We start from the raw sequence: 21,525 nt of genomic DNA, 5'->3' as shown, positions 1-21,525 counted from the left end.
ATTCACCTGGGCGACGAAGCCGCCTCCCACAGCCGCCACATTGGGCGATGCCGGATTGCGACGGGAGAGGATGGCCCCTCTCCCGCGGGACATCAGGGCCCTAGCGGACCGGTGTCATGTCCGAACTGAACCACTTCTCGCTGAGTTCGCGGATCGTGCCGTCCTTGATGGCCTCGTCGATCACGGTCTGGAACTTCTGCTGCAGATCACTGTTGCCTTTCGCGACCAGAGCGCCCACGCCCTGGCCGAGCATGCCGCCTTCAAAGGCGGGGCCGATCAATTTGTAGGAGACGTCCTTCGTGCGCGCGATCATGTCGGTTGCGTAGGAAAGCTGCGTCAGTCCCGCAGCCACACGCCCCGAACTGACATCGATGTCGATCTCGTCCAGCCGGCGATAGCGCTTCAGATCGGCGGAACCATCGAAATAGCTCTCCACGAACCGTGCGCTGAGACCGGATGCGGAGACGCCGACCGTATGCCCCGTCAAAAGGGTGCGCATTTTCTGGATGGCCTCCTCGGCGGCCTTGGGGTCGCGGTCGAAGGACACGACGCCTTCGGCATCGGCGCTCGCCAGCGGGCTGTCGGCGACGGTGTAGAAAGTCATTGCCAGTATCGCATAGGGCCCGGCCATGCCGGCGGTCTCGGCGCGGCTCGCCGTCATGGCGAAGCCTGAAAACAGGACGTCGTAGCGTCCGGCGTCGAGGCCCGGCAGCAGCCCATCCCAGCTGTTCTGGATGAACGTGCATTCGCTGTTCAGCCGCTGACAGAGATTCTTGGCAAGCTCGATCTCGAACCCGTCGAGCTCGCCCTTCTCGTTGACGAAATTCCAGGGGCGATATGCCCCCTCGGTGCCGATGCGGATCGGATCCGCCTGTGCGATGCCTGTGGTCGCCGCGAGCACGAACGCGGCACCGACGAACGTCAACTTGGTCTTCATGGGCTCCTCCACCTTGCGCGCACCGACGGGCGCAGCCACCAGTTCCGGCGAACTATCACGGAAAGAGGGATATTAACACAATCGATAATATCTTTACTTATTCCGTTAGAAATCCTAACAGGTACAGCGCACGCTCCCCATCGATGTCCCGCAGGAGTGACCCATGCGCCTTCCTCCGCTGAATGCCCTGCGCGCGTTCGAGACCGCGGCCCGCCTCGGCTCCTTCACGCTCGCGGGCAAGGAACTGCATGTCACGCATGGCGCGATCAGTCAGCAGATTCGCATTCTCGAGACCAGCCTCGGGGTGATGCTTTTCATTCGCCACGGCAATCGCATCGAACTTACGATGGAGGGCATGGCGATCTACGAGATCGCACGGCGCGGGCTTAAATCGCTGGAAGAGATCCCGCAAATCCTGCGCCAGGGCGACATGATAAAGGGCGAGGTCATTCTCAGCGCTCCGCCGGGCTTTGCCGGCCACTGGTTGACTCACCAGCTTGCCGGGTTCCACAAGCAGTATCCAGATCTGCGGCTGCGGGTCATTCCGTCCAACGACGATCGGGAAATCCAGTCCCGCGACGTCGACATCTGCATCCGCTACGGCAATGGCGCATGGCCGGGCCGCACAGTGGAGCTCCTGTCCGACATCTATCTGTTTCCCGTCTGCAGTCCGCAATTGCTGGAAACGGGCAAGACCCTCCAAACACCGGCCGACCTGCGCCAGTTTCCCATTCTATGCGCCGACGACGGCTATGAATGGGACTCCTGGCTGGGGAGCATAGGCATGACGGACGACCTTTCGGACCAGCGGCACTATCTGGGCAACGCCCTCAATACCACCGAAGCCTGCCGATACGGGTTTGGCGTGGCACTCTGCGGCAGCATCAGCTCCGCCCACTATTTGCAGCAGGGGCAACTGGTGCGCCCCTTCCGGCAATCGGTCAGGACGTCGAACTCACTTTTTATCATCACTCGTGACGATATCGTCCATAAAGCCGGCGCAGCCGCAACGGTTGGCTGGTTTCGGAACAAATTTGCACAACAGGTGCCGGTGGACTGACGATGACGCCACCCCCTGCTCCGCTGCAATCAATCGTGTCGGGGAAAGACAAATCCTGTATCTCCGGGTGTCTCGGTGCAGGCTGTGGTTGTCACCAGGGCCACACCACATGCGGTAGAAGAAAACGGTGCAGCGACGAAAGCGACAGGATGGATTTCAGTCGCGTGCGTAAACTGCAAGAATGCACTCATGACAAGCAGCCGCCGTTCCATCCTTGAAAGCACGCCCAGGCTTGTCGCCATCGGCTGCCTCCTGCTGCTCGTCGCGACCGCCGCGCTGGCGATCTTCCAGCGCCATGCGCTGATCGCCGAACTGGAGGAGGAAAGCAGCGTCCTGCACCGGCTGGTTTCGCAGCGCGCCGACCAGCACGACGCGCACATGACGGCCCTGTCGGCGATCGCAGTGGCCGCCGACGGCGCGCGGCACGACCTTTTTCTCGACGTCGCCGCGACGATCTCGCGCTTCTACCCGCGCATCGACGAGGTGCAGCTCGTGCCGCTCGAACCGCCGGGCGCGACGGTTGGCACCGAAGCCCTCGCCCCCGCAACAGCGGACCTCGTCCGCTCGGCCGCGCGGGCGTCGGACGGGCGCATCGCCCTCATGCCGCATCCCGGCAAGCCGCACCGCTACATCATGGTCAAGCGCAGCCCCAATTCGGACGCGGCGCGCTACGGGCTGATGCTCGGCATCGATGCCGAAAAGCTGCTCGGCGAAGGCGGTCCGTTCTGGGCGCGGCCCGGTGTCACGCTCGGCCTGTCCCTGCCGGATGGCCACGCGCTCGTCGGCTATCGCGGGGCGCCGCAGACGATCCGGTTCTCCAAGGCGATCGGCAGCGCCTCCCAGCCGCTTCTCCTGCAGACCGGGATGCGGATCGGCCTTGCCGACCTCTTTCCTCCGGTGAAAACCGGTTCGGCGCTTCTCGCCGTCTGCCTGATCTATCTCGCCGCCCTGGCCATCCTGCGCCAGCGGGCGCGAACGCGTCGGGCGATGGAGCAGGCGCGGCTGAGCGCGCTGGATTCGCGCCTTGCCCATGCCTCGCGCGTCAATGCGCTGGGCGAGATGGCCAGCGGCCTCGCGCATGAGCTGACGCAACCGCTCACCGCCATTCTAGCGCAGGCGCAGGCCGGGCAGCGGATGTTGGGCCGGGGCGACATGGCGGCTCTGGCGCCGGTTCTCGGCGATACGGTGACGCAGGCACGCCGGGCTTCCGCCATTCTGGAACGGTTTCGCAACTGGTCGCGGCCCCAGAAGGCCCCGACATCGGCCTTCGACCTCCGCAACGCCTTGAGGAACGTGGAAGCCCTGCTTGGCCCACAGGCCGCGACACATGGCATGCGACTGACCTTCGACCTGCCGGCGCATGCCGCCCTCGTGATCGCCGATCCGGTGGAAATGGAACAGGTGGTGTTCAATCTGGTGCGCAATGCCATCGATGCCACCGCCAGCAAGGGCAGCGCGGCAGTGGTGGCGGTGACGCTGCAACAGACGGAGAACAAGGTGGTGCTGGACATTGCCGACAACGGCCCCGGCATATCCGGAGAACTGCGTCCACGCCTGTTCACGCCGTTCACCACGACCCGCACCGGCGGCACGGGGCTCGGCCTGGCGTTGAGCCAGCGCCTGGTGGAGCGCGCCGGCGGGGAAATCGCGCTGGTCGAGGGCGGGCCCGGCGCCACCTTCCGGGTCGTCCTGCCGTGCAACGAAAGTCTGGCGGAGGCCGCGCAATGACCCGTCCCGTCTATCTGGTCGACGATGACGAGGCGGTGCGTCATGCGCTGGCCCTGCTCCTGTCCACGGTCGACATCAAAGTCACGGGTTTCGCCGATCCGCAGGTATTCCTGGCACAGGTGCCGAAACTCGCGCCCGGCTGCCTGATACTCGACATCAGGATGCCGGCCATCTCCGGCCTGAAGGTGCAGGAGCGACTGGTCGAACAGGGCATCGACTGGCCGACCATCGTTATTTCCGGCCATGGCGACATCGAGGCCTGCCGCCGCGCGTTCCGCAATGGCGCAGTCGATTTCCTGTCGAAGCCGGTCGACGAGCAGGACCTGATCGACGCAATCCAGAAAGGCCAGGAGGCGCTGGAGCGCATGCTCAGCCGCCGCGCCGAGAAGGCGGAAACGCTGGCGCTGCTGGCAGCGCTGACGCCACGCGAGAGCGAGGTGCTGGGCCGCATCGCCGGGGGCTTCACCAGCCGCCAGATCGCCGAGGGGCTGGGGCTCTCGCCACGCACCGTGGAAAGCCATCGCGCCGCCATCGGCGCCAAGCTCGGCACCACCTCGCAGGCCGAGATGACGCGGCTGTGGCTTGAGGGGCGCGAGGCTCCGTAGAACTACGGATATTGCCGCAAGGCCTACGAATACCGATGATACGACGCGTGGATTAGCTTCCTTTCATCAACTGGAAAGGAACCAAGATGATCCGCACCCTCGTTCTCGCCGCCACGCTGCTTTCCCCTCTCGCCGCCGCAGCGCAGGAACTGCCGACCGCCCCCTATCTGCCGCTCGAGCTGGCCAGCCAGGCTGCGGATACCGCGCTGAAGGCCTGCGCCGCTGAAGGCCACAATGTCAGCGTCGCCATCGTGGCGCGCGACGGCTCGACCAAGGTGCTGCTGAAAGCCGACAATGCCGGCCCGCACACCGGCACGAGCGCGCAGGGCAAGGCCTTCACCTCCGCCGCCATGGGCCGCGATACCGCCGGCCTCGCCGACTTCATCTCCTCCAAGCCTGCCAATGAAGGCCTGCGCGACATGGATGCGCGCATGGTCATTCAGGCCGGCGGCCTGCCGGTCAAGATCGGCAACGCGCTGGTCGGCGGCATCGGCGTCGGCGGCGCCCCCTCGGGCGATATCGACGCCGGCTGTGCCGTTGCCGGCCTGAAGGCGATCGGCGCCGCCACCGAATAAGCTGCTGCTATGGAAAGGAAACGGCCCGCCCCGCCGGCGGGCCGTTTTCGTTTCAGGAGGTGTTGCCCAGGGACATGACAGGATTTGATGCCCGGACCGGCTGCGCCTGATGGAAGCCGGGTAATCCACGATGGCAGTGTCCTGCGCGCTTTCTCGCACCTATTTGTTCAGACTTGCCATGTAGAAGAGCCTCGGCAGGCAACTTGGCGACGGAGACCGGAACTCTGACTAGTCTCGATCAGCAAACCATGTTCATGGTGAATGCACTGTTGCTGATTGTGTTCGCCGTCGCTTTTGCGTTCGCGGGACTCGGGCACAATGACCGTCGCTACTGGACCTTTCTTGTCGCGTCGAACGTTATCTTCGCTGCCGCCTTCGTCATCTTTTCACACCACATCAACGGAACACCGGAGGCACTACTGCTTCCGAACTGCCTCCTGGTCATCGGCCTGGGCTTGCGATGGCGCGCGATCAGAACCTTTTTCGGGCATAACTCATCCTCCGCATGGTTTCTGGCGTTGGGCCTCTTCGTAGCTCTGGCGCTCCTGCTCTCCCCACTTCTCGGCAGGGGGGCTGATCTTTGGATTGACCAACGGCGTCATAGCGGCCCAGATTCTGGCAATCATTATATCGATCATACTGGAACGGGAACAACTTCCCTCCCGGTGGGGATTGGTGTTCGCCTATGGAGCGGTTGCCGCATCATCGCTGTTGCGCGTTGTCCAGGGCCTCTTTCTGGACCGTGGCATGGACAACCTGCTGCCGGCCGACATCTTTCTCGACCTCAATCTGATCGCTGCCACGATCCATATCAGCGCCAGCGGGGCATTCTCGCTGTCACTGGCCTATGAACGCAGCGTCGCCAGTCTGCGCGAAACCGCACTTCGCGACCCCCTCACGGGCCTGTACAACCGCTGGAGCATTCAGGACCTGCCCGAGCTCATCAAAAGAGCCGGTGCGTCAAAAGAGGCGGCGCTCGTGCTGCTGGACATCGATCATTTCAAGGCGGTGAACGACAATCATGGGCACGCGGCCGGAGATCAGGCAATCAAGCGGTGCGCGCAACTGATCCGCAGGGTGTTTCAAAAGGATGACCTCATCGCCCGTATCGGCGGCGAGGAATTCATCATCCTGTTGCCGGGCAAGAACATCCGTCATGCATCCAGGCTTGCTGAAACGCTTCGGAAGGCAATCGAGGACGAGCCCATGCTCTTTCAAGGAAAGGACATCAGGCTCACCGCCAGCTTTGGCATCAGCCACGGCTCCCTGAATACGCATTCCTTCACGCACCTGTTGGAAAAGGCAGATGCATGCCTCTATCAGGCAAAGAATGCAGGGCGAAACCGCATCGTGGTCGATCCAGAAAGAACCGCCTGATTTGCAGCCCTGTACGGCCAAACTCAACTGCGATGGGCGTTGTGCTTCTTCATCAAACCGGCCAGGGACGGATTGTCCTGCTGCACGGCCTTGATGGCTGCTTCGGTATCGTAGAGCCGTTCGTCCTGCCCCATCTTGAATTTCGCCTCCAGCCGCGCGATCGGGATTTCGAAACCAACGACGTGCGGCAGGCGGCGTTCCATGCCGCCGGAACCCAGTTCGCGCATACGCCAGCGGTCGGCGCGGTCCGCCTCCAGAATGTCGACCAGTTCCAGCAGGTGACGGGCGGTCGCCCGCCGGTCGAGCAGCAGCGGCCGGCCGTGGCAATGCACGACCGCGAAATTCCAGGTCGGCGCGCTGTCGCGTTCCGGCTGGCGCGGATACCAGGAGGAGGAGATGTAGCCGTGCGGGCCCTGGAAGATGGCGAGCGTTTCGCGCCCCTCGGCAAGCAGGGTATTGTGCGCATTGGCGGCGGCAAGATGTGAGACCAGCGTGCCGTTTTCCCCACGCTGGCGGTGGAGGACAAAGGGCAGATGCGAGGCGACGAGCCCCTGCGGTCCCGAGGTCACAACTGTGGCGAAAGCGGCCGCCTCGATCAGACCGAACACCTCGTCCTGCGACAAGGGCGCGAATTCGGGCTTGGTGTACACTTGCGCTTCAACTCCTCTGGACGCGCACCGCCGGGATGAGGCCTTGCGGGCGGACCAGCAGGACAGCGATGACACCCGACAGGACGATGGCGTCGCGATAGGGCGCAAGGGCGGGCGGCAGGGTCGCCTGAAGCAGCACCTCGATGACGCCCAGCAGGAAACCCCCGGCAACCGCGCCGGGAAGACTGCCCAAACCTCCGACGACCGCCGCGATGAACGCCTTGAGCACGGGCGTGAATCCCATCAACGGATCGACCGAGGCACGGCTCGCCACCCACAGCATCGCCGCCAGACCGGCCAGCAACCCGGAGAGCAGAAAGGCGGTGGCGATGATGCGGTTTGCCGGGATGCCCATCAAGCGCACGACATCGAAATCCTCCGCCGCCGCGCGCATGGCCGTGCCCGTCACCGAGCGGCGCAGGAACAGTTCCAGCGCGATCAGCGCCAGCACCGAGACGACGATGGAGATGGCCGGCCCCACGCCGATGGTGAAGTTGCCGATCGAGAAGGCCCCCGACATCCAGCCGGGCATGGCGACAGCCTGCGGGCGCGCCGAGACACCGTTCTGGAACACCACCTTCAACAGGCTGGAGACGGCAAAACTGGTCAGCAACAGGCTGGTGACGCTGGCCCCCCGCATCGGCCGGAAGGCGATCCGCTCCATCGCCACGGCCGCCAGCGCCGCGCAACAGACGGCGACAAGGACGGCGGCCGGAAACGGCAGGCCGAACAGGAGCGCGGCCAGCAGCGAGTAGCCCGCCAGCGTCATCAGCTCGCCATGGGCGAAATTGATGAGCCCGACGATGGAGAAGACGATGGCGAGACCCAGCGCCAGAAGCGCATAGACGCCGCCCAGGCTTACCGCATTGATGATCTGCTGCGCGATCATGGCTCAGGCTCCGAGATAGGCTTGGCGCACGAGGTCGGACGTGGCGAGTTCGCGGGCCGTACCAGCCAGCGCGACCTCGCCATTGGAAAGCACCGTGGCGCGGTCGGCGATTTCCAGCGCCAGCGCCACGTTCTGCTCGACAAGAAGCACGGTCAGGCCCTTGCGGCGCAGGTCGGCGATCAGGTCGAACACCGTATCGATGATCTGCGGCGCCAGCCCCAGCGACGGTTCGTCGAGCAGGATCAGCCTCGGCTTCGACATCAGGGCGCGGGCAATGGCCAGCATCTGCTGCTCGCCGCCCGACAGATTGCCGCCCTTGATCTGGTGATAGCGACGCAGGATGGGGAAGAGATCAAGCATCTCTTCCTCTCGCGCCTGCATGTCCGGGGCCGGCAGGTGCATGGCACCGCCGAGCCTCAGGTTCTCCGCCACACTGAGGCTGGAGAAAATGCGCCGCCCTTCCGGCACGAGCGCCACGCCACGGCGGGCGATTGTCTCCGGCGCCAGTCCGGTGACGTCGGCGCCGTCCAGCACCACCTTTCCGGCCGCCGCCGGCACCAGGCCGGCAATGGCGCCGAGCGTCGAGCTCTTGCCGGCGCCATTGGCCCCGACAAGGGCGACGATTTCGCCTTCGCCGACAGCGAGATCGACGCGGCGGACCGCCTCCACCTCGCCGTACCGGATCTTGAGGCCCTCGACGTTCAGCATGGCATCACGGCGCGGGAACGTCGGCCGCGTCGGGGATCACCGTCGCGATGTACTTGGCGTCGCCATCCTCGTAGCGCATCAGCACGACGGGGCGCAGCGGCATGCGGCCGGTGCCGGCATAGGTGATCTTGCCGGTGACGCCCTCGAAATCCTTGAGCCCGGCGATGGCGTCGCGGATCGCGGCAGGGTCGTCGGAACCGGCCACGCGCACCGCCTCGTCGAGGATCAGGCCGATCTCATAGCCATTGGCCTCATAGGTCGATTCCGGCGCATGGCCCGCATATTTGGTGAAGGCCTCGTTGAACGCTTCCAGCTTGCTGCCGGGCTCCGGATAGCCGGCACCGGTATAGACCACGCCGTCGACCAGCTTGCCGAGCGCCTTGATGGTGGGGGTGCCGATGCCATCGGCACCGTAGACCGGAATGGTCACGCCGGCAGCCCGAAGCTGCTGGATGAAGGCCGGGAAATCCGGCTCGTAAGCGGCCGTCATGATGAGGTCGGGCTGCTCGGGCAGCGCCTTGATGTTGGTGATCTCGGCCGAGAAGTCGGGCTGGTTCATGGTGAAGGTGCCGCGCCCGACGATCTTGCCGCCCTTCTTCTCGAACACCGTGCCGAAATATTCCGGCAGGTTGGCGACATAGGTGGTGTCGGGCGAGGTCAGCAGGTAGACGGTGCGCTTGCCTTCCGAGATGGCGAATTCGGCCACGGCGGTCGCCTGCACATTGTCGGCCGGATAGGTGCCGAACATGACGTCGCCGACCGCCTCGGTGAGCACCGGCGCGGTGCCGCACAGCGTCAGCGTCGGGATGCCGAGCGGCTGGGTGAGCTGTCCGGCGGAGATTGACGGATCGGCGTCGCAGGGCGTGATCAGGATCTTGGCGCCGGCGTCGATCAGTTCCTGCGCGGCGGTCGCCGTCTGGGCGGTGTCGGAGCGCGTGTCCTTGATCATCAGATTGACCTTGTACTTGCCGTCAAGGCCGCCCTTGGCGTTCAACTCGTCGACGGCCATCCGCAGGCCGGCCAGAGCCGGCTGGTCATAGGGCGCCAGGCCACCCGTCTGGGCGGTGGCGACGCCGATGATGATGTCTTCCGCGAGTGCCGCCGGCGTGCCGGCAAGCAACAGGCCGAGGGCGGCGGTGCCGAAAAGGGTGTGTCGAAGACGGGACGGAAATGACATTTCGGTTCTCCTTCTGGACGGTTCTTTATGGTTGTTGGTCTGTCTCGGCGGTCTTGGCTGCCGTCACCGCACGGGCGGTGCGACTGCCGAGATAGGCGGCGACGACGGCCGGATCGTTGCGCACGTCGGCCGGCAATCCGTCGGCGATGACCCGGCCACGGTCGACGACGACGATGCGTTCGCACAGCGTCATCACCAGCCGCATGTCGTGCTCGATCAGGATGACGCCGATGCGCCGCTCGTCGCGCACGGCAGAAAGAATGGCGATGAGCTCCGCCGTCTCGACCGCGTTCATGCCGGCCGCCGGCTCGTCGAGCAGCAGGAAACGCGGCTTCAGCGCCAGGGCGCGGGCAATCTCCAGGCGGCGGCGCTGGCCATAGGCAAGGCCGGCAGCCGGGCGGTGCGCAGCACGCTCCAGCCCCATGCGCGAGAGTTCACGCATCGCCGCGGCTTCGGCGGCGGCGAGGCTGTCTTCCACCACGCGGGCGGCGACCACCACATTCTCCAGCACCGTCATGTTGGGGAAGACGCGGATGTTCTGGAAGGTGCGGGCAATGCCGGCGCGGGCGAAGCGGAAGGCACCCCGTGCACCCGCCGGCTGGCCGACCGAGACGGCGCCGCTGCTCGGCGTCACGTCGCCGGCGATCATGTTGAGCAGCGTCGTCTTGCCCGCACCGTTCGGACCGATGATGCCGGTGATGGTGTCGGCGTCGAACCGCAGCGTCACATTGTCCACCGCAACCACGCCGGCATAGCGCCGCGACAGGTTCTCGACCGAAATGCGGTCCCCTTCAGGATGCGGCTGCACCTGCTGCGTGGAGGCTTCGGGCAGGTTCTGCGGGCCGCGCAGCAGGTTCAGTTCCCGCTGGCCGAACAGGCCGCTCGGGCGACGCCAGATGACGAGGATCATGGACAGGGCCAGCACGCCCTCGGTGAGGCCGAACAACACCGGCATCTGGAAGCCGAGCACCTCGCCGCCGCCCTCGAAACGCCGGACGATCTCGATCAGGACGGTGGTGACGATGACGCCGGCAAACGCGCCGAGCGAGGTGCTCATGCCGCCGACGATCAGCATGGCCAGCAGCGTGAAGCCGAGATGGAAGTAGAAGTCCTTGGGCGAGAACGCGCCGAGGAACTGCGCCATCATTGCGCCTGCGGCGGCGGCCATGACCGCGCTCAGCACCCAGGCGGCCAGCCGGGCCGTGCGGTGATCGACGCCGACAGCGGCGGCGCCGCGCTCGTCATCAGCGGCCGCGCGCGCGGCAAGGCCGAACGCCGTCTCGCGGAACAATCTTGCCACGGCAAGCGCGACAGCCGCGACGGCCGTGGCGGTCCACAGGCCGACCTCGCGCGGAACGCCGTAGAAAGGCTGGCTGCCGCGCGTGATCTCCCGGCCGGCGACAAGGACGGTGTAGACGATGATGAGCAGCGCCAGCGTGGCGATGGCCGCGCTCGATCCGCCCAGCCTGACCAGCGGCGTCCCGGTAATCAGGCCGACCACTATTGCCAGCCCCACCACCACGGCAAGTGCCGCGAGAAACGGAAGCTCGTAGCCGGCCAGGAATTGCGGCAGGTCGCGCAGGGCGGAGCGCTGCAAGGCTGCCGACATGGTGAGGATGCCGGTCGCATAGGCGCCGAGCCCGATGAAGGCGGCGTGACCGAAGGAGACGATGCCGGTGTTGCCGGAGAAAACCTGCAACCCCAGCACCGCCGTCAGCATGATCGCAGCATAGGTGACGACACGCTGCATGGCCGCGTTGCCGAACAGATAGGCGGCAAGCGCGGCCAGCACCAGAAACGCCACCATGGCCACAGTATCGGCGCCGGCATTGCGCAGCGCCGCCGGCAGGAAGGAGCGCGCCCGGCTTCCGTCCATCGCCACCGCCGTCATTGACCCGCCCCGAAACGGGCGGGCGAGAACGGCTTCAGGATCGGCTGGTCGCCATGGAGCGCAAGCCGGGCGACCGCCTCGCCAACGGCGGGACCGGTCTTGAAGCCGTGGCCGGAGGAGCCCGCCGACACGATCAGCCCCTCGACACCCGGCATGGCGCCGATGACCGGCAGGTCATCCGGGCTCATGTCATACAGGCCGGCATAACCGGGGCGGATGCCCAGTTCGGTCATGGCCGGCACGCGGGCGGCAAAGGTTTCCAGGATCTCCACGGATTCGGATTCGTCGACACCTTCCATGTAGTGATCGGGATTGTCGACGGTGCGCGGACGCACGGCTTCTTCATGACGATTGCCGGTACCGCCCCCGGCCCAGGTGCCCGCCAGCACCACACCCTCATTGTCGGGCCGGGCATAGTTGCGGGAAATGTCGTCGCACCAGGCAAAGGGCATCACCTTGCGCGCCTTGCCCCCGGCGTCGAGCACGGCCATGGGATGGCGCTCGATGTGAAGCGGCAGGTCGAGAACCGCGGTCGCCAGAAGCCGGCGCGTCCATGGTCCGGCCGCCAGCACCACGGTTCCGGCTTCCAGCACCGTACCGTCGGCGAATTTAATGCCGGTGATCCGGTCACCTTGCCGCAGCAGGCGCTCGACCCTGCTGTTTTGCATGAGATGGGCGCCATTGCTCCTCGCCGCGCGGGCCAGCGCGTTGGTGGCGCCGAAGGCGTCGGCATAGCCGTAGTCCGGCTCCCACAGACCCAGCGCTACATCGTCGGAGGCGAAGCCCGGGGCCATGCCGGCGAAATCGGCCGGGGCCAGGGTTTCGATGCGTGACCCTTCGTCGCGAATGCGCTCGGCGGCCGCGCTCCATTCGGCGGCGCTGTCATGGCCGCACACCCACATCATTCCGACCTCGGTGACGAAGGGCCCCTCGCCCGCGATTTCCGGCAGCGACACCAGAATCTCGCGTCCGCGTATCGACAGCTGCGACAGCTCCGGCATGAGATAGAAGGCATGCAGCAGCGCCGACGACTTGCCGGTCGGCCCGCCCGCCGGATGGGTCTGGTCGACCAGCGTGACCGAAGCCCCGGCCGCAGCCAGATGATAGGCCGTGCTGGAGCCGACGATGCCGGCGCCCACGACAATGATATCGCTATTGCTCCTCATTTCCTCCGTTCCCCGATTCTGGGTTGTTTTCAACCAGCTAAGACCACGCTTGGAACTCTGTCAATATCTCTTCATTATTGACCGTTGTAAAATTCTCTGAAATAAAAATTACAACGAGGACGGGATTGCACCAGTTCCGGGGAGGATCATGACGATACGCGAGATCCTGATGCGACAGGACCTTTCCCTGACACCGTCAGAGGAAAAGATCGTCCGCCTGCTGCTTGCCGAATATCCGACGTCGGGCCTCGGCACCGCAACCAGCCTGGCCAAGCGGACCGGCGTCAGCGATCCCACCGTGGTGCGCCTGATGATGAAGCTCGGCTTCGAGGGATTTCCCGATTTTCAGTCGAAACTGCTGGCCGAAGTGGAGTCGCGCCTGCACTCGCCACTGCTGATGATGGAGTCGAAGCGGTTCGGCCGGTCGAACGACAATGTCGTGCTCGCCTATCTCGATTCAGTCGGCGAGGTGGTGGACAAGTCCGCCTCGATCACGCCGCTGCAGAGCTATGACCGAGCCACCCGGCTCCTTATGGAGGCCAGGGGCGACGTCGTCATGCTGGGCGGGCGCTTCAGCCGCTATCTGGCGGGCATGTTCGCCGGCTATCTGGTCCAGTTCCGGCCCAATGTCCGCGATCTCGGCGTGGTTTCGGCGCAGACGCTGGACACGCTGGCCGACCTTGGCCGCAAGGACGTGCTCGTCGTCTTCGACTATCGCCGCTACCAGCTCGATGTGGTCGCCTATGCCAGGCAGGCCGCGGCGCGCGGTGTGCGCATTCTCCTGTTCACCGACCAATGGCTATCGCCGATCGCCGACCTCGCGGAGGTGACCATCGTCAGCCCGCTCGAGGTCGCCTCGCCCTACGACACGCTGGTGCCGGCGCTGGCCCAGATGGAGGCGCTGGTCGCCCGCATCCTTTCCACGCTGGGCGACGACGCCCGCGCCCGCATCGAGACCCTGGAGGAAGTCCGGCACGCCAATTCGGTGACGCTCGACAGCGACAGCCAGGAAAGCGGCGTAGGCAGCGCCCGCAGGGAGCCCGGCGCCAGGAAATCCAGAAAATCATCAAAGCAGGTCAGATCATGAACCAACCCCTTCCACAGCGCAACGAACCCTTCCGGCCCGGCGAGACGGCCCTGCTGCTCGTCGACATGCAGCGCATCTGGCTGCAGCCGGGCGCGGACCCGTCGCATCCGGAGCGCGGGCCGGATCATTATTTCTACCGGCACACGGCGGGGGAGACGATCCCCAACCAGGAGCGCCTGCTGAAGGCCGCGCGCACCAATGGCGTCGAGGTCCTGCACACCATCATCCAGAGCCTCACCGAGGACGGGCGCGACCGCTCGCTCGACCACAAATTGACGCCGATCCACATTCCGCCCAGCCAGCCTGAGGGGCTGCCGGTGACCTCGCTGGCGCCGGCCGGCGACGAGATCATGCTGCCCAAGACATCGTCAGGCGTCTTCAACTCCACCAATATCGACTACGTGCTGAAGAACCTCGGCATCCGCTACCTGATCGTCGTCGGCATCATGACCGACCAGTGCGTGGACATGGCGGTGCGCGACGCGGCCGACCGCGGCTATCTGGTCACCTGCGTGTCCGATGCCTGCGCCTCCGCCACCCAAGAACGCCACGACACCGCCCTCAACGCGTTCGGCGGCTATTGCTGGGTTGCCGACACCGACACCGTCATCGCCCGTATCGAGGCCCTGGGGAAATCCGCATGACCGCCACGCTGGAACCGCTGGTTGCCGTCGTCACCACCGATCTCGCCGCCATCACCCGCGGCCGCTCGGTGGTGGAAAGCCGGCTGGACAAGATCGCCGCCACCGGCGTCGGCTGGCTGCATGCCAACCTGTCGCTGACGCCGTTCAACTCCATCGTCGATCCCAATCCCTGGGGGTCGGCGGGCGACCTGCGGCTGATCCCCGACATGAAGGCCCGCTACCGCACCACGCTCACCGGCTCGCAGACCGCCTTCGACATGGTGGCCGGCAACATCGTCGAGCTGGACGGCACACCATGGCTCGGCTGCACGCGCACCATGCTGATCGACGCGCTGGCGGAGCTGAAGGCCGAAACCGGCCTGTCGGTCGTCGGCGCCTTCGAGCAGGAGTTCCAGCTTGAGGACGCCGGTTTCGCGCCGGCCCATTCGCTCTCGCTGGCGGCGCTGCGGCGTGCCGACCCCTTCGCGGCCCGGCTGATGGCGGCACTGGAGGAGGCCGGTGTAGAGCCCGAGGTCATCATCGCCGAGTTCGGCGCCGAGCAGTTCGAGGTCACCCATGCGCCGGCCGACGCGCTCACCGCCGCCGACCGCGCCGTGGCCATCCGCGAGATCACGCGCGAACTGGCCCGCAATTCAGGCTGGCGCGCCTGCTTTGCGCCCAAGACGGCGCCGAACGCGGTGGGCAACGGTGTCCACATCCATTTCAGCTTCATCGATGCCGAGGGAAGGCCGGTGACCTACGACGCCGCGCAGCCCGGCGGCCTGTCGGCCAGGGCGGCGAGCTTCTGCGCCGGCGTGCTGCGCCACCTGCCGGCCATCACCGCTCTGACGGCTTCCAGCGTCTCCTCCTATTACCGGCTCAAGCCGCATAGCTGGAGTTCGTCCTATACGTGGCTGGCGGACCGCGACCGCGAGGCCTCGCTGCGAATCTGCCCAACCGTCACCATCGGCGGGCGCGATCCCTCCCGGCAGTACAATGTCGAGTACCGGGCGGCGGACGCCACCGCAAATCCCTATCTTTCGCTCGCCGCGATCGTGCGTGCCGGACTTGAGGGCCTGAAGAACGACCTGCCGCCGCCGCCGCTGTTTTCCGGCGACCCGGAAAAGCTCAGCGCGGGTGAGCGCGCGGACCTCGGCCTGATCCGCCTGCCGGAAACCCTGCCCGCAGCCCTCGACGCGCTGACGGCTGACGCGGTCGTCTCCGGCTGGTTCGACCCGGCCTTCATCGAAACCTTCGTCGGCGTCAAGCGCAACGAGATCGAACGGTGCAACGGGCTCGATCCGGAAGGCGTGTGCAACCTCTACCGGACGCTCTACTGATGGATGCACGTATCGACAAGGATTGGCCGGCAGCCGTCGAGGCCGTCAACGAGGACGGCCGCTCCGACATCGTGCTCCTGTGCGAGCATGCCTCCAACCATATGCCCCCCGAATATGAACGGCTCGGGCTGGACGAAAGGCATCTCGAACGGCACATCGCCTGGGACATCGGCGCGGCCGAGGTGGCGCGGCGGCTTTCGGCGAGGCTCGACGCGCCGCTCTTCCTCAGCACCTATTCGCGGCTGCTGATCGACCTCAACCGGCCGCTTGGGGCATCGGGCAGCATTCCCGTGCGCTCCGAGGACACCGACATTCCCGGCAATGCCGATATCGATGCGGCAGAAAAGGCACGGCGCGCCGGGCGCATGTTCACCCCCTTCCACGACCGGGTGACCGCCTTTCTCGACAGCCGTGCCGCCGCCGGGCGGCCGACGCGCATCGTCACCATCCACAGCTTCACGCCGGTCTTTCTCGGCAAGACGCGCCCATGGCATGCCGGCGTGCTGTTCCAGAACGCCGTCGGTCTCGCCGAAGACATTCTGGAGGGACTGCGCGTCGATCCCGACCTCAACGTCGCCCCGAACCAGCCCTATGTGGTGAGCCGCGACAGCGACTATGCGGTACTGATCCACGGCGACGACCGCGGCATCCCCGCCGTCCTGATCGAGATCAGGCAGGACCTCATCTCCGACGAAACCGGCATTGCCGAATGGGCCGAACGGCTGGCGGCGGCGTTGCCCGCACGCCAGAACGAGGAGCTGACATGAGCAATCCCAGTCTGCGCCAGCGCGACGCCGCCTGCATCGCCGAGATCGGCCGCCTGCGATTTTCGCCGCTCAGCCTCGTCGGCGGCAGGGGCAACCGGCTGATCGAGGAAGGCGGACGCGAGGTTCTGGACCTGTCCGGCTCCGCCGGGCCCGCCATGCTCGGCTACAGCCATCCGGCGATCGTGGAGGCGGTCGAGCAATCCGTCCGCAGCATGGCCGGCGCCAGCCTGCTGCTCTACCCCAACGAACCTGCCGTCTCGCTGGCCGAGCGCCTGCTGGCGCTCACCCCCGGCACCGGCGAGCGACGCGTCTGGTTCGGCCATTCCGGCTCCGACGCCAACGATTGCGCCCTGCGCGTGCTGGCCGCCGCCACCGGGCGGTCTCGCTTCATCTCCTTCATCGGCTCCTATCACGGCAACCTGTCCGGCTCGATGGGCATCAGCGGCCACACGGCCATGACCCACACGCTGCCGCGCCCGGGCGTGCTGCTGCTGCCCTATCCCGACCCCTACCGGCCGCGCTTCAGCGCCGAGGAGGTGTTGTCCCTGCTCGATTACCAGTTCGAGACGACCTGCCCGCCCGATCAGGTCGCGGCCGTGTTCATCGAGCCGCTGATGTCGGATGGCGGGCTGATCGTGCCGTCGCCGGGCTTCCTCAAGGCGCTGGAGGCGCGCTGCCGCCGGCACGGCATCAGGATCGTCGTCGACGAGGTGAAGGTCGGCCTGGCCCGCAGCGGCCTGCTGCACTGCTTCCAGCATGAGGGCCTGACGCCGGATCTCGTCGTGTTCGGCAAGGCGCTGGGCGGCGGCCTGCCGCTGTCCGCCGTGGTCGGCCCCAGGGAGATCATGGACCATGCGCCCGCCTTCGCCCTGCTCACCACCGCCGGGAATCCGGTCGCGGCGGCGGCCGGCAATGCGGCATTGCGCACAATAGAAACCGAAGGGCTTGTGGAGCGCTCGGCGCGCATCGGCAAGCTGTTCGCGGACGGGCTGCGCGCGCTCGGCGACAGGCACGAAATCATCGGCGACGTGCGCGGGCGTGGCCTCGCCATCGGCGTCGACCTGGTCGAGGACCGCACCACGCGCGCGCCGGTGCCGGCCACAACCACCGCCAAGATCATCTATCGCGGCTATGAACTGGGCGCCGCCTTCACCTATGTCGGCCTCAAGGCCAACGTGCTGGAGTTCATGCCGCCGCTGACCCTGACCGAGGACGAGGTGGCGGAGGGTATCGCCATCGTCGACCGGGCGATGGCCGACGTCGCGGCCGGCAAGGTCAGCGATGCGGATGTCGCTTCCTTCATGATGTGGTGAGGACAAAGCCATGGGACTCGGCTGGCGAACCATTCCTGACGACATGCGCGCCTTCATCGAGGCGCAGAAGCTGTTCTTCGTGGCGACCGCGCCCTCGGACGGCCGGGTGAACCTCTCGCCGAAGGGGCTGGACACGCTGCGCATACTGGACGAGCGCACGGTCGCCTATCTCGACCTGACCGGCTCCGGCAACGAGACCGCCGCCCATGTCACCGAAAACGGACGCATGACCATGATGTTCTGCGCCTTCTCCGGCCAGGCGATGACATTGCGCCTCTACGGCAAGGCAGAGTTGATCCGGCCCGACCATCCCGAATGGGAAACCTTGCGGCCCCTGTTCCCGGACCTACCCGGCGTGCGCCAGATCTTCCGGCTCAAGGTCGACAGCGCCGCCACCTCCTGCGGCTGGAGCATCCCGGTGGTGGGCGAGATGCAGGAGCGCGACGAACTGGTCAAATGGGCCGATGCACAGAGCGAGGACGAGATCGAGGCCTACCGGCTGGCCAACAACGTGGTGAGCATCGACGGGCTGTCGACCGGCTACGTATCGGACGATTTCTGATGGAGCGCCAGCATATCCGCCTGACCTTCTCCGACGGGGAGGCCATGCACTTTCCGCCCGTCGACGGCGAAACCATCCTCGTTTCGGCCGAGAAAGCCGGCAACCTTCTGGCCAGCAATTGCCGCGAAGGCACGTGCCGCACCTGCGCGGCGCGGGACGAAAACGGAGACGAGGTCTTGTTGTGCGTCACGCCGGCAGGTCCCGGCATCTCGCTGGCCCTGCCCTATCGGCGCACCGACGTCGCGCCGCCCACATTGCGGCGGGCGAAGATCAACGCCTTCTCACGCGTCTCGCGCTCGGTCTGGGAAATCCGCTACAGGCTGCAATTCCCCCTGCCCTTCCTGCCCGGGCAGTATGTCGAAGCGCATTTTCCCGGCATAGACGGCGCACGCCGCTTTTCCATAGCCAATCCGCCATCGCAGAAGGAACAGGTGCTGCATGTGCGCGACCTGCCGGACGGCGCCATGTCCGCCTATCTCACCGACAGGGCAAAGCCCGAGGACGCCTTTACCGTGCGCGGTCCATTCGGTGTTTTCTACCTGCGCTCCACCGCCCGCCCCAAACTGTTCGTCGCCGGCGGTACCGGGCTTGCTCCTATCGTCTCCATGTTGTCCAGCATCGATCCGGCGAGCGCCCCTCCTGCGCTTGCCGTCGTGGCGGGCTTTGCCGACGCCGAGGACGCCTATGCGCTGGAAGCGTTGCGCGTTCTGGCGCAAAAGCTGCCGCTGGAGGTGGTGCTGGCCGCCGACCGCGCAGGCGAAGGCTGGCCGGGCGTGACCGCCAACCCCGTCGCCGCGCTGCGCGAGGTCGCGACGGTTCCCCTCGCGCGCGGAACGGAAGCCTATCTGTGCGGCCCGCCCGGCATGGTCGCCGCCGCACGCCGTGAACTGCTTGCAGCGGGGCTCGATGCCGCCGACGTGCTCAACGAGGAATTCGTGCACGGATAATCGCTTCCAGGGCTGCCATCACATCGCATCCTGTTTCAGCAGATGAAGCTGTGGCGCTGATGTGACAGTAGCTGACATTTCTGTCAGCCGAAACTCAGAACAGGGCGCCGGTCGGCAGTCATGCAACGTCACGGCAAATCCGTGGGAATTGGCCAAAAACTTGACAATTAAAGACATGTTTTGAGGTTTTCACTGAAGCGCCGCGCACCGGGTTTTGGATTCATTCCAAATCATTGGCATTGATGGCGTTTTTCGATCTGGCTAGAGAGCCTGCATGGTCTCACGAATGCATGACCCGCGGGACTTCCCGGGCAAGAGCCGGATGGCGCAGATGAAACAGCGTGCCGCACCGAGCGGCGAGCGGAGCGGGAAGCCGTGGCGACGTCGCTGACCACGGTTTTCCTGCACAATCGTCGCTCGCTAATGTGGAGCCTGATGCGGATCGTGCGCGACCCGCAGATCGCCGAGGATCTGACCCAGGAAACCTACATCAGGGCGCGCCATGCCATCGAAGCGGGACCGATCGAGCATATCGAGGCGTTCCTCTACCAGACCGCCCGCAATCTCGCCCTGGATCATCAGCGCCGTAACCGCATGCGCGGCAGCGTCGAGCATATGGAGGCGACGGAGGTCGAACTCGCCAATGTCGCTGCCGACCTGCCGTCGCCCGAAACGGTGGTCATTCAGCGTGAGCGCCTCAAGGCGCTTGAGGAAGCACTGATGCGGCTGCCGGAACGTGCGCAGCAGGTGTGGCGACTCAGCCGCATCGAAAAGTGGTCTTATCCGAAGATCGCCGCCCATCTCGGCGTTTCGCCGAACACGGTCTTCAATGATGTCAAGCTTGCCGTCGCGCATTGCCAGCAGGCGCTTGACCGGCTCGATCGCCTCTGAATTGGGTAATATGAGAACAGTGCGGGGCGCGTGGGTGGATTCGGCCCGTGGATCAGATACGGGTATTCGAGGGCCAAAGGATTTTTTTGTGAGATGCGGCCAGGTCATTCGTCTTACCTTTACGAGCTTCCGATCCAGCAAGAGACGGATGGCCTGAGTGGTGGATGACAGGGCCGGCGGCCCGATGCCAGATAACGGTTTCCAGCATCCCGATCCGGTCTCGGATGCGGCGCTCGACTGGTTCGTGCACCTGCAGGAAGCCCCGCAGGACAGGAAATTGCGGGAACAGTTTCAGATATGGCTGGACAGCGATCCGCGCCATGCGGCCGCCTTCGCGAAACTTGAAGCCATGTGGACGCTTCCCGAGCTGGATATCGCCAGCGCGCGCCTGGCCGCCCGTCTCGACGAAACCCCGAAGGCGCGCGTCGTACCTGCCCGCAGGCAAGTCCGCCGCACCGGCAAGTGGACCAAGAGGCTGGCCGCCCTGGCAGCGGTGATGATGGTCGCGATCGGCATCCGGTCCTATCCCGCGCTGATGCTGCGCTGGAACGCGGACCATCTGACCGCTACGGGCGCGCAGGGCGAATTCGTGTTGCCGGACGGTTCGCGCCTGATGCTCAACACCGCCTCCGCGGTTGCCCTGGATTTCGAGGGGCAGAACCGCTCGGTCACCCTGCTTCAAGGCGAGGCTTTCTTCGACGTCGTTCCCGATCCGGCACGACCGTTCCGCGTTGCCGGCGCGTTCGGCGATGTCGAGGTCAAGGGCACCGCCTTTTCCGTGCGCACCGGCGCCGAGGATACCGTGATCCTCGAACGGGGGCGCGTCGAAGTCAGCCGGCAAGGCGACGATGCCGGTCATGCGACGCTGTCACCGGGGGAGAAGGTCGAGGTTTCGGCCGCAGGCCTGTCGCCGGTCACCGGGATAGATGCCGAAAGCGCGCTGGCATGGCGTACGGGATGGGTCACATTCCAGGAAAAACCCCTTGCCGACGTGCTGGCCGATCTCGGCCGCTACTACGAGGGACGCATCCTTACCCTCGACGGCTCTATCGGCCGCGTCAGGGTCAGCGGTAACTACCGGCTGGCCGATCCGGAGGGTGCGATCCGCTCGCTGGCCGAGGCTGCCGGCGTGAAGGTCACCCGCCTCCCGGGCGGAATCATAATTCTTCGCTAATCACTCAAGTTTTTTTGTGAGATCGATCGGGCTCGTTCGTCAGGTGTTCGAAGCGCCG

At 65.7% G+C, this 21,525-nt stretch carries 21 protein-coding genes; 14 read left to right on the top strand and 7 right to left on the bottom strand.

Translation table 11 applies throughout. The features are described from left to right. Positions 1-100 precede the first annotated feature (100 nt). Entirely contained in the window at positions 101-937 is an 837-nt protein-coding gene (locus ACVCNR_RS18750; protein ID WP_447075998.1) for a transporter substrate-binding domain-containing protein, read from the bottom strand. Between the two features lie 163 nt (positions 938-1,100). On the opposite strand from ACVCNR_RS18750, the gene ACVCNR_RS18745 reads away from it, so the two are divergent. The 5 genes from ACVCNR_RS18745 (at position 1,101) to ACVCNR_RS18725 (ending at position 6,282) form a co-directional block, all read left to right on the top strand. After that, complete coding sequence (locus ACVCNR_RS18745; RefSeq protein ID WP_447075997.1) at positions 1,101-1,997, top strand: LysR substrate-binding domain-containing protein; 897 nt, start codon at positions 1,101-1,103, stop codon at positions 1,995-1,997. Between the two features lie 189 nt (positions 1,998-2,186). Continuing rightward, positions 2,187-3,725, top strand: coding sequence for a sensor histidine kinase (locus tag ACVCNR_RS18740; protein ID WP_447075996.1), 1,539 nt, complete (start codon positions 2,187-2,189; stop codon positions 3,723-3,725). Further along, positions 3,722-4,330 carry a response regulator transcription factor gene (locus ACVCNR_RS18735; RefSeq protein ID WP_447075995.1) on the top strand — a complete coding sequence of 203 codons (609 nt, stop codon included), beginning with the start codon at positions 3,722-3,724 and terminating at the stop codon, positions 4,328-4,330. Before ACVCNR_RS18740 ends, ACVCNR_RS18735 begins: the two co-directional genes overlap by 4 nt. Positions 4,331-4,416: 86 nt before the next feature. After that, positions 4,417-4,905, top strand: coding sequence for a GlcG/HbpS family heme-binding protein (locus ACVCNR_RS18730; RefSeq protein ID WP_354195273.1), 489 nt, complete (start codon positions 4,417-4,419; stop codon positions 4,903-4,905). 585 nt (positions 4,906-5,490) lie between these two features. Beyond that, entirely contained in the window at positions 5,491-6,282 is a 792-nt protein-coding gene (locus ACVCNR_RS18725; RefSeq protein WP_447075994.1) for a GGDEF domain-containing protein, read from the top strand. A 23-nt stretch (positions 6,283-6,305) separates the two neighbouring features. Here the strand turns inward: ACVCNR_RS18725 and ACVCNR_RS18720 are convergent, their stop codons facing one another. The 6 genes from ACVCNR_RS18720 to ACVCNR_RS18695 are packed head-to-tail and all read right to left on the bottom strand — an operon-like array spanning position 6,306 to position 12,763. Further along, positions 6,306-6,932 carry an FMN-binding negative transcriptional regulator gene (locus tag ACVCNR_RS18720; protein ID WP_447075993.1) on the bottom strand — a complete coding sequence of 209 codons (627 nt, stop codon included), beginning with the start codon at positions 6,930-6,932 and terminating at the stop codon, positions 6,306-6,308. 7 nt (positions 6,933-6,939) lie between these two features. Next, positions 6,940-7,821, bottom strand: coding sequence for a branched-chain amino acid ABC transporter permease (locus ACVCNR_RS18715; protein WP_354195279.1), 882 nt, complete (start codon positions 7,819-7,821; stop codon positions 6,940-6,942). A 3-nt stretch (positions 7,822-7,824) separates the two neighbouring features. Then, positions 7,825-8,529, bottom strand: coding sequence for an ABC transporter ATP-binding protein (locus tag ACVCNR_RS18710; RefSeq protein ID WP_447075992.1), 705 nt, complete (start codon positions 8,527-8,529; stop codon positions 7,825-7,827). 4 nt (positions 8,530-8,533) lie between these two features. Beyond that, positions 8,534-9,706, bottom strand: coding sequence for an ABC transporter substrate-binding protein (locus ACVCNR_RS18705; protein ID WP_354195283.1), 1,173 nt, complete (start codon positions 9,704-9,706; stop codon positions 8,534-8,536). 25 nt (positions 9,707-9,731) lie between these two features. Further along, positions 9,732-11,597, bottom strand: coding sequence for a branched-chain amino acid ABC transporter ATP-binding protein/permease (locus ACVCNR_RS18700; RefSeq protein WP_447075991.1), 1,866 nt, complete (start codon positions 11,595-11,597; stop codon positions 9,732-9,734). Then, positions 11,594-12,763 carry an NAD(P)/FAD-dependent oxidoreductase gene (locus tag ACVCNR_RS18695; RefSeq protein WP_447075990.1) on the bottom strand — a complete coding sequence of 390 codons (1,170 nt, stop codon included), beginning with the start codon at positions 12,761-12,763 and terminating at the stop codon, positions 11,594-11,596. The genes ACVCNR_RS18700 and ACVCNR_RS18695 overlap by 4 nt, the downstream gene beginning before the upstream one ends. 148 nt (positions 12,764-12,911) lie before the next feature. On the opposite strand from ACVCNR_RS18695, the gene ACVCNR_RS18690 reads away from it, so the two are divergent. From ACVCNR_RS18690 to ACVCNR_RS18650, 9 genes are all read left to right on the top strand, one after another. After that, complete coding sequence (locus ACVCNR_RS18690) at positions 12,912-13,850, top strand: MurR/RpiR family transcriptional regulator (protein ID WP_354195289.1); 939 nt, start codon at positions 12,912-12,914, stop codon at positions 13,848-13,850. Beyond that, on the top strand, positions 13,847-14,494 hold the full coding sequence (locus ACVCNR_RS18685; protein WP_447075989.1) for a cysteine hydrolase family protein: 648 nt from the start codon (positions 13,847-13,849) through the stop codon (positions 14,492-14,494). The genes ACVCNR_RS18690 and ACVCNR_RS18685 overlap by 4 nt, the downstream gene beginning before the upstream one ends. Then, positions 14,491-15,813: a type I glutamate--ammonia ligase gene (locus ACVCNR_RS18680; RefSeq protein ID WP_447075987.1), complete on the top strand. Its 1,323-nt coding sequence runs from the start codon at positions 14,491-14,493 to the stop codon at positions 15,811-15,813. Before ACVCNR_RS18685 ends, ACVCNR_RS18680 begins: the two co-directional genes overlap by 4 nt. Beyond that, the gene (locus tag ACVCNR_RS18675; protein WP_447075986.1) at positions 15,813-16,580 is read left to right on the top strand and encodes an N-formylglutamate amidohydrolase; all 768 of its coding nucleotides are present in this window, start codon (positions 15,813-15,815) and stop codon (positions 16,578-16,580) included. Before ACVCNR_RS18680 ends, ACVCNR_RS18675 begins: the two co-directional genes overlap by 1 nt. Then, the gene (locus tag ACVCNR_RS18670) at positions 16,577-17,893 is read left to right on the top strand and encodes an aspartate aminotransferase family protein (RefSeq protein ID WP_447075985.1); all 1,317 of its coding nucleotides are present in this window, start codon (positions 16,577-16,579) and stop codon (positions 17,891-17,893) included. Before ACVCNR_RS18675 ends, ACVCNR_RS18670 begins: the two co-directional genes overlap by 4 nt. 10 nt (positions 17,894-17,903) lie before the next feature. Next, on the top strand, positions 17,904-18,455 hold the full coding sequence (locus ACVCNR_RS18665; RefSeq protein WP_447075984.1) for a pyridoxamine 5'-phosphate oxidase family protein: 552 nt from the start codon (positions 17,904-17,906) through the stop codon (positions 18,453-18,455). Beyond that, complete coding sequence (locus ACVCNR_RS18660; RefSeq protein WP_447075983.1) at positions 18,455-19,402, top strand: 2Fe-2S iron-sulfur cluster binding domain-containing protein; 948 nt, start codon at positions 18,455-18,457, stop codon at positions 19,400-19,402. The genes ACVCNR_RS18665 and ACVCNR_RS18660 overlap by 1 nt, the downstream gene beginning before the upstream one ends. 375 nt (positions 19,403-19,777) lie before the next feature. Continuing rightward, positions 19,778-20,293, top strand: a complete 516-nt coding sequence (locus tag ACVCNR_RS18655) for an RNA polymerase sigma factor (RefSeq protein WP_447075982.1) — start codon at positions 19,778-19,780, stop codon at positions 20,291-20,293. A gap of 157 nt (positions 20,294-20,450) precedes the next feature. Further along, entirely contained in the window at positions 20,451-21,467 is a 1,017-nt protein-coding gene (locus tag ACVCNR_RS18650; RefSeq protein WP_447075981.1) for a FecR family protein, read from the top strand. Positions 21,468-21,525: the final 58 nt, after the last annotated feature.

Source organism: Aquamicrobium terrae (genome assembly GCF_052978165.1).
Note: the sequence above shows the minus strand (reverse complement) of the source record. Positions and strands in the feature narration are given on the sequence as shown.

What these genes read in the sequence shown, in the direction of transcription:
- ACVCNR_RS18695 (WP_447075990.1), bottom strand. Translation starts at nt 12,763, where the DNA reads ATGAGGAGCAATAGCGATATCATTGTCGTGGGCGCCGGCATCGTCGGC.
- ACVCNR_RS18660 (WP_447075983.1), top strand. Translation starts at nt 18,455, where the DNA reads ATGGAGCGCCAGCATATCCGCCTGACCTTCTCCGACGGGGAGGCCATG.
- ACVCNR_RS18730 (WP_354195273.1), top strand. Translation starts at nt 4,417, where the DNA reads ATGATCCGCACCCTCGTTCTCGCCGCCACGCTGCTTTCCCCTCTCGCC.
- ACVCNR_RS18735 (WP_447075995.1), top strand. Translation starts at nt 3,722, where the DNA reads ATGACCCGTCCCGTCTATCTGGTCGACGATGACGAGGCGGTGCGTCAT.
- ACVCNR_RS18710 (WP_447075992.1), bottom strand. Translation starts at nt 8,529, where the DNA reads ATGCTGAACGTCGAGGGCCTCAAGATCCGGTACGGCGAGGTGGAGGCG.
- ACVCNR_RS18700 (WP_447075991.1), bottom strand. Translation starts at nt 11,597, where the DNA reads ATGACGGCGGTGGCGATGGACGGAAGCCGGGCGCGCTCCTTCCTGCCG.
- ACVCNR_RS18690 (WP_354195289.1), top strand. Translation starts at nt 12,912, where the DNA reads ATGACGATACGCGAGATCCTGATGCGACAGGACCTTTCCCTGACACCG.
- ACVCNR_RS18680 (WP_447075987.1), top strand. Translation starts at nt 14,491, where the DNA reads ATGACCGCCACGCTGGAACCGCTGGTTGCCGTCGTCACCACCGATCTC.
- ACVCNR_RS18745 (WP_447075997.1), top strand. Translation starts at nt 1,101, where the DNA reads ATGCGCCTTCCTCCGCTGAATGCCCTGCGCGCGTTCGAGACCGCGGCC.
- ACVCNR_RS18665 (WP_447075984.1), top strand. Translation starts at nt 17,904, where the DNA reads ATGGGACTCGGCTGGCGAACCATTCCTGACGACATGCGCGCCTTCATC.
- ACVCNR_RS18740 (WP_447075996.1), top strand. Translation starts at nt 2,187, where the DNA reads ATGACAAGCAGCCGCCGTTCCATCCTTGAAAGCACGCCCAGGCTTGTC.
- ACVCNR_RS18670 (WP_447075985.1), top strand. Translation starts at nt 16,577, where the DNA reads ATGAGCAATCCCAGTCTGCGCCAGCGCGACGCCGCCTGCATCGCCGAG.
- ACVCNR_RS18705 (WP_354195283.1), bottom strand. Translation starts at nt 9,706, where the DNA reads ATGTCATTTCCGTCCCGTCTTCGACACACCCTTTTCGGCACCGCCGCC.
- ACVCNR_RS18715 (WP_354195279.1), bottom strand. Translation starts at nt 7,821, where the DNA reads ATGATCGCGCAGCAGATCATCAATGCGGTAAGCCTGGGCGGCGTCTAT.
- ACVCNR_RS18675 (WP_447075986.1), top strand. Translation starts at nt 15,813, where the DNA reads ATGGATGCACGTATCGACAAGGATTGGCCGGCAGCCGTCGAGGCCGTC.
- ACVCNR_RS18685 (WP_447075989.1), top strand. Translation starts at nt 13,847, where the DNA reads ATGAACCAACCCCTTCCACAGCGCAACGAACCCTTCCGGCCCGGCGAG.
- ACVCNR_RS18750 (WP_447075998.1), bottom strand. Translation starts at nt 937, where the DNA reads ATGAAGACCAAGTTGACGTTCGTCGGTGCCGCGTTCGTGCTCGCGGCG.